Annotated in this window: 11 protein-coding genes; 10 read left to right on the plus strand and 1 reads right to left on the minus strand. The window is 70.7% G+C overall.

The genetic code is table 11. From position 1 onward, the window contains the following. Positions 1–317 precede the first annotated feature (317 nt). From OHA88_RS27990 to OHA88_RS28030, 9 genes are all read left to right on the plus strand, one after another. Positions 318–695 (plus strand): DUF3499 domain-containing protein, encoded by a 378-nt coding sequence (locus OHA88_RS27990; RefSeq protein ID WP_030927009.1) that lies wholly within the window; start codon positions 318–320, stop codon positions 693–695. Positions 696–843: 148 nt separating this feature from the next. Then, entirely contained in the window at positions 844–2460 is a 1617-nt protein-coding gene (locus OHA88_RS27995) for an L-lactate permease (protein ID WP_328627528.1), read from the plus strand. 190 nt (positions 2461–2650) lie between these two features. Beyond that, positions 2651–4042 carry a phosphomannomutase/phosphoglucomutase gene (locus OHA88_RS28000; RefSeq protein WP_328627529.1) on the plus strand — a complete coding sequence of 464 codons (1392 nt, stop codon included), beginning with the start codon at positions 2651–2653 and terminating at the stop codon, positions 4040–4042. Positions 4043–4334: 292 nt separating this feature from the next. Continuing rightward, entirely contained in the window at positions 4335–4517 is a 183-nt protein-coding gene (locus tag OHA88_RS28005; RefSeq protein WP_030927015.1) for a Trm112 family protein, read from the plus strand. Positions 4518–4626: 109 nt separating this feature from the next. Then, the gene (locus OHA88_RS28010) at positions 4627–5763 is read left to right on the plus strand and encodes an SIS domain-containing protein (protein WP_328627530.1); all 1137 of its coding nucleotides are present in this window, start codon (positions 4627–4629) and stop codon (positions 5761–5763) included. Between the two features lie 120 nt (positions 5764–5883). Continuing rightward, the gene (gene manA / locus OHA88_RS28015) at positions 5884–7065 is read left to right on the plus strand and encodes a mannose-6-phosphate isomerase, class I (protein ID WP_326629813.1); all 1182 of its coding nucleotides are present in this window, start codon (positions 5884–5886) and stop codon (positions 7063–7065) included. 87 nt (positions 7066–7152) lie between these two features. Further along, positions 7153–8148, plus strand: a complete 996-nt coding sequence (locus OHA88_RS28020; protein ID WP_328627531.1) for a cation diffusion facilitator family transporter — start codon at positions 7153–7155, stop codon at positions 8146–8148. Between the two features lie 260 nt (positions 8149–8408). After that, a complete protein-coding gene (gene ahcY, locus OHA88_RS28025; RefSeq protein ID WP_030927023.1) occupies positions 8409–9866 on the plus strand; it encodes an adenosylhomocysteinase in 1458 nt (485 codons plus the stop codon). A 177-nt stretch (positions 9867–10043) separates the two neighbouring features. Next, entirely contained in the window at positions 10044–10655 is a 612-nt protein-coding gene (locus OHA88_RS28030; RefSeq protein ID WP_328627532.1) for a hypothetical protein, read from the plus strand. On the opposite strand, the gene OHA88_RS28035 is transcribed toward OHA88_RS28030, so the two are convergent. Next, positions 10652–11614: an RDD family protein gene (locus OHA88_RS28035; RefSeq protein ID WP_328627533.1), complete on the minus strand. Its 963-nt coding sequence runs from the start codon at positions 11612–11614 to the stop codon at positions 10652–10654. The two genes, OHA88_RS28030 and OHA88_RS28035, sit on opposite strands and share 4 nt — an antisense overlap. Positions 11615–11733: 119 nt before the next feature. On the opposite strand from OHA88_RS28035, the gene OHA88_RS28040 reads away from it, so the two are divergent. Next, positions 11734–12741 carry a stage II sporulation protein M gene (locus tag OHA88_RS28040; protein WP_326629820.1) on the plus strand — a complete coding sequence of 336 codons (1008 nt, stop codon included), beginning with the start codon at positions 11734–11736 and terminating at the stop codon, positions 12739–12741. Positions 12742–12748: the final 7 nt, after the last annotated feature.

The following is a 12748-nucleotide window of genomic DNA, read 5'->3' on the forward strand; positions in this document are numbered from 1 at the left end:
ACGCAGCGTAACTCCCGGCGGGGCAGTGGGATCGCCGCTCACCGGCAGGGCAGCGGCATGTCCACTGTTGAACATTCCGGCCATCGTTGAGCCCGTTTCAGGCCCTGTCCGCGATCGCTGATCTCATACCTAATGACAGCTTTTGTATCGAGTGATAACCGGAATCGTTGCCGTTGCGACCTGCGCTTCTCTCTTCCGGTGCAGGTCAGGGTAGTTGCCCGAAAGGCGGTTGTGCCGGAGGTCACAGTGCGACACGGTGGGGTGACCTGAGGGAGAGTCGTCGCAGCCCGCTCAAGAGTGCGGTACCGTCCAACATCGTGAGCCCTGTACGTCGCTGTTCGCGCACCGCGTGCGGCCGCCCTGCCGTCGCGACACTGACGTACGTCTATGCCGACTCGACTGCGGTCCTCGGCCCGCTCGCCACCTATGCCGAGCCCCACTGCTACGACCTCTGTGCTGAGCACGGTGAGCGGCTGACCGCGCCGCGCGGCTGGGAAGTGGTGCGGCTCTCCGACCCCTCCGCGCCCACCCGCCCCAGCGGTGACGACCTCGAAGCGCTCGCCAACGCCGTACGGGAAGCCGCGCGTCCGCACGAACGTGCGGCCGAAGCCAGAGGCGGCGGCCCGCGCGCGGCGGACCCGATGGAGGTCGCCCGCCGCGGCCACCTTCGGGTGCTGCGCTCGCCGGATTCCTGACCACGGCGTGCTGCTCGGCGTCCTCCGCCCATGATTTCCCGTTACAACTTTTCGCGTACGGAGCATTGACCAGGACTTGTCGTGGACACGACTATTCCCTCACCCGTGAGAAATCGTTTTCCGCATCACGGAATCCGGGGAGGTCTGTGTGTTTGTCCAGCAACTCGAGCCCGTAGCCGATTCGCTCGCCCTGTCCGCTCTGGTCGCGACGCTTCCCCTGGTCACCGTGCTGGTGCTGCTCGGGGCGGTCCGGATGCGGGCACACCGCGCCGGACTCATCGGCCTCGTCGTCGCGATCGCCGTCAGCTCGCTCGCGTACGGCATGCCTCTCGGGCAGACCCTCTCCGCAGGTACCCAGGGCGTGCTCTTCGGCCTCTTCCCCATCATGTGGATCGTCGTCAACGCCCTCTGGGTGTACCGGATGACCGTGCGCACCCAGCACTTCGACATCCTCCGCCGCTCCTTCGGCCGGCTCTCGGACGACCCTCGCATCCAGGCGCTGGTCATCGCCTTCTGCTTCGGCGCGCTCCTCGAAGCCCTCGCCGGATTCGGCGCGCCCGTCGCGATCTCCTCCGTGATGCTGGTGGCGCTCGGCTTCGACCCGGTGAAGGCGGCCGTCGTCTCGCTGGTGGCCAACACCGCACCGGTCGCATTCGGCGCCATGGGCACCCCGGTGGTGACGCTCGCCCAGATCACCGGGCTGCCGCTGGACGACGTGGCCTCCGTCGTGGGTCGTCAGACCCCGCTGCTGGCCCTCCTCGTACCCCTGATCCTGGTCTTCCTGGTGGATGGAAGGCGCGGGCTGCGCGAGACCTGGCTGCCCGCACTCGTCTGCGGAATCGCCTTCGCCGGTGCCCAGTTCGCCGCCTCCAACTACGTCTCCGCCCAACTCGCGGACATCGCTGCCGCGCTCGTGGGCGCGGCAGCGCTGATGGCCGTCCCCGGGGCACGCAGGCCGGCCGAGGAACCGGTGCGTGCGGCAGTCCTGACGGGCGTACGGAGCGGGGACCTCGATCACGAGGACCCGCACCGCGAAGTGCTGCGCGCCTACGTCCCGTACGCCCTCATCGTCGCCGTCTTCTCCGTCGCCCAGATCCCGCCGGTGAAGGAGCTGCTGGCCGAGGCGACCAGGGTCTTCGACTGGCCCTTTCTCGACGTCGCGAACCCGGCGGGCAAGCCGGTCGGCGCCAACCTCTTCACGCTCCCGGTCATCGCCACGGGCGGCACCCTCGTCCTGCTGGCCGGCCTGGTCGCCGCCGTCGCACTCGGCGTACGACCCCGGGACGCGGCGCGCGAGTGGGCGGGCACGGTGTACGAACTGCGGTACGCGATCCTCACCGTGACTTCCGTACTGGCACTCGCGTACGTCATGAACCTCTCCGGGCAGGCTGCCACGATCGGCCAGTTCGTGGCCGCGGCGGGCGCCGGGCTGGCCTTTCTCTCGCCGGTGCTCGGCTGGTTCGGCGTCGCGGTCTCCGGCTCCGACACCTCCGCGAACGCACTCTTCGGCGCACTCCAGGTCTCGGCGGCACGCGAATCGGGTCTCTCGCCGGAGCTGCTCGCCGCGGCGAACAGCTCCGGCGGGGTGCTCGGCAAGATGATCTCCCCGCAGAACCTGACGATCGCGTGTGCGGCGGTCGGTCTGGCCGGGCGCGAGGGGGACCTGCTGCGCAAGGTGCTGCCGTGGAGCCTGGGACTGCTGCTGGTGATGTGCCTGATCGTGCTGGCGCAGAGCACGACGGTGCTGGGCTGGATGCTGCCTTGAGCACCGGACCGGACCCGCCCGCCGATTGACGACCGAGCAGTGACCGGCCGCCCCGGTCACCGTGGACCCAGCCGGGCAACCGCGCACAGCCGCGCCACTGCGCCACTGCTCAGCCACAAGACCCCAAGGTCTGCCCGGACGGCCGCCGGGTAGTTTGGGCGGTCCGCAGAAACCTCAGGAGGACCGGCCCGTGGCTGCTGATCTGTCGCAGATCGTCAAGGCGTACGACGTGCGCGGAGTCGTGCCCGACCAGTGGGACGAATCGCTGGCCGAGCAGTTCGGGGCGGCGTTCGTCGAGGTGACGGACGCCGAAGCGATCGTGATCGGCCACGACATGCGGCCTTCGTCGCCCGGCCTCTCCGCGGCTTTCGCACGCGGCGCGGCGGCGCGCGGTGCGGACGTCACCCTCATCGGTCTCTGCTCGACCGACCAGTTGTACTTCGCCTCCGGCAGCCTCGGCCTGCCCGGTGCGATGTTCACGGCCTCGCACAACCCGGCGCAGTACAACGGCATCAAGCTGTGCCGGGCCGGCGCCGCGCCGGTCGGCCAGGACACCGGGCTCTCCGAGATCCGCGCCCTGATCGAGAAGTGGGCCGAGCAGGGCGTACCGCAGCCGGTCGCCACCCCCGGCACCGTCACCGAGCGCGACACCCTCACCGACTACGCGGCCCACCTGCGGTCCCTGGTCGACCTGACGGCCATCCGACCGCTGAAGGTCGTGGTCGATGCGGGCAACGGCATGGGCGGCCACACCGTCCCCACCGTCCTCGAAGGGCTGCCGCTCGACGTCGTCCCCATGTACTTCGAGCTCGACGGCACGTTCCCCAACCACGAGGCCAACCCCCTCGACCCGAAGAACCTCGTCGACCTCCAGGCCCGAGTCCTGGCCGAGGGCGCCGACCTGGGCCTCGCCTTCGACGGCGACGCGGACCGCTGCTTCGTCGTCGACGAACGCGGCGCGGGCGTCTCCCCGTCCGCCATCACCGCCCTGGTCGCGGCTCGCGAACTCACCCGCAACGGCGGCAAGGGCACCGTCATCCACAACCTGATCACGTCCTGGTCGGTCCCCGAGGTCGTCCGCGAACACGGCGGCACCCCGGTCCGTACCCGCGTCGGCCACTCCTTCATCAAGGCGGAGATGGCCGCACACGGCGCGATCTTCGGCGGCGAACACTCCGCGCACTACTACTTCCGCGACTTCTGGAACGCCGATACGGGCATGCTCGCCGCCCTCCACGTCCTGGCCGCCCTCGGCGGCCAGCCGGGCGCGCTGTCGGAACTGGTCGCACAGTACGACCGCTACACCGGCTCCGGCGAGATCAACTCCACGGTCGAGGACCAGCCGGGCCGCACAGCGGCGGTGCGCGCCGCTTTCGAGACCCGCGACCACATCACGCTCGACGAACTGGACGGCCTGACGGTCACGGCACCGGACTGGTGGTTCAACCTCCGCGCCTCCAACACGGAACCGCTGCTGCGCCTGAACGTGGAGGCACGCGACGAAGAGACGATGGCGGCGGTACGCGAAGAAGTCCTGACCATGGTCCGCAGCCAGGCGGCGTCGAACGACCTCGATGTGTGAGGCCACCTGAGAGAGCGCCCGACGGGCCCCTCGCGGCGCGCCGGGCACCCGGCGTTCGAGGGCATCCTTCCAGCCCGTCCGGCGCTCGAGGACCGGGGTTCCGGGGCCGAGCCCCGGTTCCGGGAACGGGCGGGTGGGGTAACAGCCCGCCGCAGGCGCCCCCACCCGCACCCGCAGGGCGACCGCCCCACCCCCGGCCGGGCCGCGCCCCCGCCACCCCGGCGGTAGGCTGACGTCGCCCGATCCGCGCGAACCCGAACCCCCTGTTCGAATGCTTGAAGGGACTCACCCCATGCCGCTCGAAGCCGGCCTCCTGGAGATCCTCGCCTGCCCGGCCTGCCACTCCCCGCTCGACGACCGGTCGGCAGCCGACAGCCCCGAGCTGGTCTGCACCGGCACGGACTGCGGCCTGGCCTACCCGGTACGGGACGGCATCCCCGTACTCCTGGTCGACGAGGCCCGCCGCCCCGCGTAGCGCGAGGCACGGGAGCGCCGCCGCCCACCGGGCCGGGGCGCCCCCACCCCCGTACAACCGCAGCCCGCAGCCCGCACGGTGATCAGCACGTGATCGGAGGCCCGTCCCCATGCTCGACGAGTCGTTGCTCGACGCCCCGGAAGCCCTGGCCCGAGCCGACCGCCGCGGTCTGCTCCGCGGCGCCGCCGAGGCCGGGGCGCGCGTCCGTACCGCCGCCCGGCACGCGGCGGAGGCCGGGATCACCGAGCTGGCCCCGGAGGGCCGCCCACGGGCGGTCCTGGTCGCAGGCTCCGGCACCGCCGCATCCGGCGTCGCCGATCTGATCGGCGCGCTGGCGGGAGCCTCCGCACCCGTCACCCGTATCCACCCCACAGGCGTCGCACCTGCCGCGGGCGCCATGCGGTGGACGCTCCCCGGCTGGGCCGGCTCCGTCGACCTGCTGCTGATCGTCACGGCAGACGGCTCCGAACCGGGCCTCGCCCTGCTCGCCGAACAGGCCTACCGGCGCGGCTGCACGGTCGTCGCCGTCGCCCCCCGGCAGTCCCCGCTGCGTGAAGCGGTCGACGGGGCGCACGGCCTCGTCGTACCGATGGCGTCCGCCCCGCACGGCGAGTACGACGCCGAGACGTCGGCCGCCGGACCCGGCACGCTCTGGGCCCTGTTCACGCCACTCCTCGCACTGCTCGACCGGGTCGGCCTGATCACCGCACCCGCCGAGACGCTCCAGAGCGTCGCCGACCGCCTGGACCGCACCGCGGAACGCTGCGGCCCGGCCATCGCCACGTACAGCAACCCGGCCAAGACGCTCGCCGCCGAGCTCGCCGACAGCCTGCCGCTCGTGTGGACGGAAGGCGATGCCGCGGGGCCGGTCGGGCGCCGGTTCGCCGCTGTCCTCGCCGAGCTGTCGGGCCGCCCGGCCCTCGCCGCCGAGCTCCCCGAGGCCCTCCCCGCCCATGGGGCGCTGCTGGCGGGCACCTTCGCTGCCGGCGCCGACCCCGACGACTTCTTCCGCGACCGGGTCGACGAGGCGGAGCCCCTGCACGCCCGGGTCGTCCTGCTCCGGGACCGGCCCGCCGGCGGTCTGAGCGCCGCCCCCGCCGCCCGCGAACTTGCCCTCGGCCACGACACGGCGGTCAGTGAACTCGAACCGGACGAGGGCAGCGAACTCGAAGCGCTCGCCGAGCTCCTCGCGGTCACCGACTTCGCCGCCGTCTACCTGGCACTGGCCTCGGCAGCCCACGCCTGACCGCACCGCACACCCGTACCGGGCACAACCACCGCACCAAGCACCGCCCCACCGCATCGCACGACCACCGCACGACCACCGCACCGCACGATCCGCGCATCTCACGAGGACGAACTCTCCATGGACCGGCTCTCCAACACCGTGCGCCCTTACGCCTGGGGCTCCACCACCGCCATTCCCGAGCTGCTCGGCGTCGCCCCCACCGGCGAGCCCCAAGCCGAAATGTGGATGGGCGCCCACCCCGGAGCCCCATCCCGCCTCACCCGTATATCCGGCGCCTCGGAAACCCCCACCGAGCAGCCCCTCACCGACGTCATCGCCGCCGACCCGGAGCGCGAGCTGGGCGCGGCCGCCGTCGGGAAGTTCGGCCCCCGCCTCCCCTTCCTCCTCAAGCTGCTCGCCGCAGGCGCCCCTCTCTCCCTCCAGGTCCACCCCGACCTCGAGCAGGCCAAGAAGGGGTACGAGGACGAGGAGCGCCGGTCCGTCCCGATCGACGCGCCCCACCGCACGTACAAGGACGCCAACCACAAGCCCGAACTGATCTGCGCGCTCACCCCCTTCGAAGGCCTCTGCGGCTTCCGCAGGCCCACCGAGGCGGCGCAGGCGATGGCGGCACTCGGCGTCGACTCCCTCAAGCCGTACGTCGATCTCCTCGGCGCCCACCCCGAAGAGGCGGCCCTGCGCGAGGTGCTCACGGCGATCCTCACCGCGGACCCCGTCGAGATGGCCGAGACGGTGACCGCCGCGGCCGCCGCCGCCGAACGCCTCGGCGGCGCCCACGCCCCGTACGCCCGCATCGCACACCACTTCCCCGGCGACCCGGGCGTCATCGCGGCGATGCTGCTGAACTACGTACAACTCCAGCCCGGTGAGGCCCTGTTCCTCGGCGCCGGCGTCCCGCACGCCTACCTCGGCGGCCTCGGCGTCGAGATCATGGCCAACTCGGACAACGTGCTGCGCTGCGGACTGACGCCCAAGCACATCGACGTCCCCGAACTGCTGCGCATCGTCCGCTTCGAGGCGACCGACCCCGGCATCCTGCGCCCTGAGGCGTCCCCTTCCGGCGAGGAGCTGTACGAGACCCCGGTCGACGAGTTCCGGCTGTCGCGCTACGACCTCTCGCCCGGCGCCGCCCCCGTCGACCTGACCAGGCCCACCCCGCAGATCCTGCTCTGCACCGCGGGCGCACCCCGCGTCGGCACCCTTGATCTCGCCCCCGGCTCCTCGGTCTTCGTACCGTCGGGCGAAACGGTCGAAGCGTCCGGTACCGGGACTCTGTTCCGTGCCACAGTGGTGGCCTGACGTACCGTCCGCATCAGCGGCTGCAACAATGTCCGGCCGTACCGCGGCGCCAGGGCCGCAGCACCGAAGAAGGGACACCAGGCACCCATGAGTGCGTCAGGCGGAACCAAGGCGATCGTGGCGGCACTCGCCGCCAACCTCGCGATCGCAGTGGCCAAATTCGTGGCGTTCCTGTTCAGTGGCTCGTCATCGATGCTCGCGGAGAGCGTCCACTCGGTCGCCGACTCGGGCAACCAGGGGCTGCTGCTGCTCGGCGGCAAGAAGTCCCAGCGCGAAGCCACCCCCCAGCACCCCTTCGGCTACGGCCGCGAGCGGTACATCTACGCCTTCCTCGTCTCCATCGTCCTGTTCTCGGTCGGTGGCATGTTCGCGGTCTACGAGGGCTACGAGAAGATCCTGCACCCGCACGAGCTCGAGGCCTGGTACTGGCCGGTCGGCGTGCTGGTCTTCGCGATCATCGCCGAGGGCTTCTCCTTCCGGACCGCCATCAAGGAGTCCAACGAGAGCCGCGGCGAGCTCACCTGGACCCAGTTCGTCCGCCGGGCCAAGGCCCCCGAGCTCCCGGTCGTCCTCCTGGAGGACCTCGGCGCGCTGGTCGGTCTGGTGCTCGCCCTGTTCGGTGTGGGCCTGACCCTGGCGACCGGCAACGGCGTCTGGGACGGCATCGGCACGCTCTGCATCGGCATCCTGCTGATCGGCATCGCGATCGTCCTCGCCGCAGAGACGAAGTCCCTGCTGCTCGGCGAGGCCGCCGGCACCGACCAGGTCGAAAAGATCAAGGCCGCGGTCGTCGACGGCGAAACCGTCACCCGCATCATCCACATGCGTACGCTCCACCTCGGCCCGGAAGAGCTGCTGGTCGCCGCCAAGATCGCGGTCCAGCACGACGACACCGCCACCGAGGTCGCCAACGCCATCAATGCTGCCGAGTCCCGCATCCGCGAAGCCGTCCCGATCGCCCGGGTCATCTACCTGGAACCGGACATCTTCAACGAGGCGGCCGCCGCCACGGGCACCAACCCGGCCACGGCTCCGGGCGCTCCCGATGCCAGTGACGCCGCCCCGACACAACCCGACCACTGATCCACCCGTACCTCGCCCCGGCCCGCTCCCGGTCACTTCCGGCCCCGGGCGGGCTGGGAGCGGTCGGCCCGATCGGTGTAGATTCGATGGCAGTGTCAGACGTCGCTGCTGATGGCGGTCGGCCGCTCCGCGCATGCGGACCGGGCGAGGGAGAGAGGGCCTCCGACGGACTGCGCTGCGAGCGCCCGGGCATTTCTGTGTCCGCCGCCGCAGAGCCAGCCGTACCCACCCTCGACACCCATTACGAGGAGCAGCCCGTTATGACGACGGTCGCCAATCGACAGGACTTCAAGGTCGCCGACCTCTCCCTCGCGGAGTTCGGCCGCAAGGAGATCACGCTCGCCGAGCACGAGATGCCCGGCCTGATGTCGATCCGCAAGGAGTACGCCGCGGCGCAGCCGCTCGCCGGCGCCCGCATCACCGGCTCGCTGCACATGACCGTGCAGACCGCCGTGCTCATCGAGACCCTGGTCGCCCTCGGCGCCGAGGTCCGCTGGGCCTCCTGCAACATCTTCTCCACCCAGGACCACGCCGCCGCGGCCATCGCCGTCGGTCCGAACGGCACCCCGGACGCCCCCGCCGGCGTCCCGGTCTTCGCCTGGAAGGGCGAGACGCTCGAAGAGTACTGGTGGTGCACGGAGCAGGCCCTGACCTGGCCCAACACCCCCACCGGCGGCCCGAACATGATCCTCGACGACGGTGGTGACGCCACCCTCCTCGTCCACAAGGGCGTTGAGTTCGAGAAGGCCGGTGCAGCCCCGGACCCGTCGACCGCGGACAGCGAGGAGTACGGCCACATCCTCACCCTGCTGAACCGCACCCTCGGCGAGTCCCCGCAGAAGTGGACGCAGCTGGCGTCCGAGATCCGCGGCGTCACCGAAGAGACCACGACCGGTGTGCACCGTCTGTACGAGATGCACCGCGACGGCACCCTGCTGTTCCCGGCGATCAACGTCAATGACGCCGTCACCAAGTCCAAGTTCGACAACAAGTACGGCTGCCGCCACTCCCTGATCGACGGCATCAACCGCGCCACCGACGTCCTCATCGGCGGCAAGACCGCCGTCGTCTGCGGTTACGGCGACGTGGGCAAGGGCTGTGCGGAGTCCCTGCGTGGCCAGGGCGCCCGCGTCATCATCACCGAGATCGACCCGATCTGCGCCCTGCAGGCGGCGATGGACGGCTACCAGGTCGCCACGCTCGACGACGTCGTCGCCCAGGCCGACATCTTCGTCACCACGACGGGCAACAAGGACATCATCATGGCCGCCGACATGGCCAAGATGAAGCACCAGGCGATCGTCGGGAACATCGGCCACTTCGACAACGAGATCGACATGGCCGGCCTCGCCAAGATCGAGGGCATCGTCAAGGACGAGGTCAAGCCGCAGGTCCACACCTGGACGTTCCCCGACGGCAAGGTCATCATCGTGCTGTCCGAGGGCCGCCTGCTGAACCTGGGCAACGCCACCGGCCACCCCTCGTTCGTGATGTCCAACTCGTTCGCGGACCAGACCCTGGCCCAGATCGAGCTGTTCACCAAGCCCGAGGAGTACCCGACCGACGTCTACGTGCTGCCCAAGCATCTCGACGAGAAGGTCGCCCGCCTCCACCTTGCCGCGCTCGGCGTGAAGCTCACGACGCTCCGCCCCGAGCAGGCCGCGTACATCGGTGTCGAGGTCGAAGGCCCGTACAAGCCCGACCACTACCGCTACTGATCCGGCACCGGTCCCGCCCGTCATCGACCACACAGCTCACCGCCGGCCGGTGACCGGTCGCTGACGGTCGGGACAGCCGCAATCTCAGCAGCAGATACGAGCGCAGGCCCCCGCACCCCCGTGTCGGGGGCCTGCGCCGTACCGCACCCGCACAGCCAGAGGAACCCGAAGGACCCCATGCCACGCGGCCGTTATTCGCTCCACGATCCCCACGACCACACCCCCCTCGGCGAAGAACACTTCCACTGCGCCCCCGGCCCCTCCGGCTGGCGCTACGTCTCCCAGACCATCGCCCCCTCCGGCGACCACCTCGGCTCCGTCGATCTGGCCCTCGACGAACTCGGCCGCCCCATCCGCCTCGAACTGCACGCCTCGAGCTGGCAGATCCGCGGCGCCGCCCTCGAAGGGGTCACCTGGGTCCGCACCGACCCGACCGGCACTCATGCCACCGAAGGCAATGTCCGCGCCCACGGCTTCACCGGCACATCCCCCGCATTCCTCATCGCGACCTCACGCCTGCTGCGCCTCACCCCCGGTTCCCCCGCGACCCGCATCCGTCTCGTCGCCTTCACGGACCCGGTCCTCGCCCCCCGTACCGTCGACCAGTCCTGGGCTCTGGTGAACAGTGAAGCGCACGCCACTGACAACGGCCCTCTGATGGTGGACGAATACCAGGTCAACGCCCTGGACACGGGCGAACAGCACACCGTCCACATCGCCGGCGACGTAGTCCTCTCGGCCCCCGGCATCGAGCTCGAAGACCTGGAAACCCCGCCCTCCTCCCGCTAGGCAGGCGGCGCGAACCCCGTACCCGGCTTCCGGACTCCCGGCTCCTCCGCCCCAGAAACCCCGCGTTCAACAGGAGCCGCAGGGACAGCAGGCGCTACAGGGGCAACAGCGGCTCCAGGGGCGACCGAGCTGACCGCCCCTGCGGGCCCCACCACTCCCACCGGCGCCGAACCCACGCCCATGCCCCCCTGCCCGAGGGAATCGGCCTGCGCAGCGGCGAACACCCGCCGGGCATCCCGCGCCTGCCGCTCGTTCACCACGCCGGCCAGATACGCAGCGGCCGGCACCCCCGGCGGCACCGGAACCCCCGTACGCACCGCCAGCTCTTCAGCCAGCCGCTCCGCCATCGACAGCCCCACCTGAGCATCGAGCTGCTGCATCCGCGTCAGGTACTGCCGTATCGCCAGCCACAGCTCGTCCGGCACCGCTGACAGATCCAGCCCGGCGAATCGCCCGACCAGCCACGGCGGCGGAGGCGGCACACTGATCCCGCGCCCGGCCGACACCCGCTCCCGAACCACGAGCGTCCCCGCGAAGACGTCCCCGAGCCGTCGCCCCCGCGCCGACACCAGCGACGCGATGCAGGCGAAGACCCCGAGCGTCATCAGAATCTCGACGACCCCCATCGCCCCGCGCACCAACGCGTGCCGGAACCGGATCGGCCCTCCGTCGTCCCGCACCACCCGGAGGCCACAAGCGAGCTTCCCCAGCGAACGCCCATGGCTGAGCGTCTCGACCGCGATCGGTCCGCCCACGAGCACCAGCAGAAAGGTCGCGACGGCAATGGCCGCACTCGCCGCCTCGTCCAACGTCACCGTTGCAATGGTCAACCCGATCGACACCAGGATGAACACGATCCAGACCACGACAAGATCTATCGCCAGAGCCAACGCGCGGCTCGGCAGTTTCGCCGGCCGCAGCCCCAGTACGACCGCATCCCCGGTCACAAGCTCACTCATCGCCGCCCACCCTTCGCCGACCTTCCCTGCCCCTCGGGACCTCAGTCTGCCAAGCTGACCCGCAGCGCGCCGCAGTAGTACGGACCCGTACGCACCCATGCCTGGAGCAGCAGCCGACCATGGATCTCGACGTATTCGTGACCGCCCACCGAACCGAGTGGGACCGCCTGGACCATCTCCTGCACCGCGGGCGCCGACTCACCGGCACGGAGGCCGACGAGCTCGTCGCCCTCTACCAGCGGACGGCCACGCATCTCTCACTGATCCAGTCCAGCGCCCCGGACCCGATGCTCACCGCACGCCTCACCCAGCTCGTGGCCCGCGCTCGATCCACGGTGACGGGAACCCGCCGGGCCTCCTGGCGCGACGCCACCCGCTTTCTGACGGCCGGCTTCCCCGCCGCGGTCTACCGCTCGAGGCACTGGTGGATACCCACGGCCGTGCTCTCGACTCTCCTGGCCGCACTCATGGGCTGGTGGATCGGCACCCACCCGGAAGTCCAGTCGGCCATCGCCGCCCCGGACGATCTACGTCGCCTGACCAGTCCCGGTGGGGAGTACGAGACGTATTACTCCAGCCACCCGGCAGCCTCGTTCGCAGCTCAGGTCTGGACGAACAACGCCCAGGCCGCCGCGATGTGCCTGGTGCTGGGGGCGTTCCTGTGCCTCCCGGTCATCTGGATCCTCTTCGTCAACGTCCTCAATCTCGCGGTCGGCATCGGACTGATGTCGTCGGCCGGCCGCCTGGACACCTTCCTCGGCCTGGTCCTCCCGCACGGCCTGCTCGAACTGACCGCAGTATTCGTCGCAGCCGGTACGGGCCTCCGCCTGGGATGGACGGTCATCGACCCCGGCCCGCAGACCCGGCGATCCGCGCTCGCGCAACAGGGCCGGGCCGCGATCGGTATGGCCATAGGCCTGGCCCTGGTTCTGTTCGTCTCCGGCGTCATCGAAGGTTTCGTCACCCCCTCGGGCCTCCCGACCTGGGCCCGCATCGCCATCGGCATAGCGGCCGAGCTGGCCTTCCTTGTGTACGTCTACGTACTGGGCGGCCGAGCGGCCCGAGCCGGCGAAGCGGGAGACGTCGACGCCACCGAGCGGAGCGCCGAGCTCCCCGCCGCCGCCTGATGTGCGT

It is taken from the genome of Streptomyces sp. NBC_00353 (genome assembly GCF_036108815.1).
Taxonomy (GTDB): domain Bacteria; phylum Actinomycetota; class Actinomycetes; order Streptomycetales; family Streptomycetaceae; genus Streptomyces.

What these genes read in the sequence shown, in the direction of transcription:
- OHA88_RS28005 (WP_030927015.1), top strand. Translation starts at nt 4,335, where the DNA reads ATGCCGCTCGAAGCCGGCCTCCTGGAGATCCTCGCCTGCCCGGCCTGC.
- OHA88_RS28010 (WP_328627530.1), top strand. Translation starts at nt 4,627, where the DNA reads ATGCTCGACGAGTCGTTGCTCGACGCCCCGGAAGCCCTGGCCCGAGCC.
- manA (WP_326629813.1), top strand. Translation starts at nt 5,884, where the DNA reads ATGGACCGGCTCTCCAACACCGTGCGCCCTTACGCCTGGGGCTCCACC.
- OHA88_RS28020 (WP_328627531.1), top strand. Translation starts at nt 7,153, where the DNA reads ATGAGTGCGTCAGGCGGAACCAAGGCGATCGTGGCGGCACTCGCCGCC.
- ahcY (WP_030927023.1), top strand. Translation starts at nt 8,409, where the DNA reads ATGACGACGGTCGCCAATCGACAGGACTTCAAGGTCGCCGACCTCTCC.
- OHA88_RS28030 (WP_328627532.1), top strand. Translation starts at nt 10,044, where the DNA reads ATGCCACGCGGCCGTTATTCGCTCCACGATCCCCACGACCACACCCCC.
- OHA88_RS28035 (WP_328627533.1), bottom strand. Translation starts at nt 11,614, where the DNA reads ATGAGTGAGCTTGTGACCGGGGATGCGGTCGTACTGGGGCTGCGGCCG.
- OHA88_RS28040 (WP_326629820.1), top strand. Translation starts at nt 11,734, where the DNA reads ATGGATCTCGACGTATTCGTGACCGCCCACCGAACCGAGTGGGACCGC.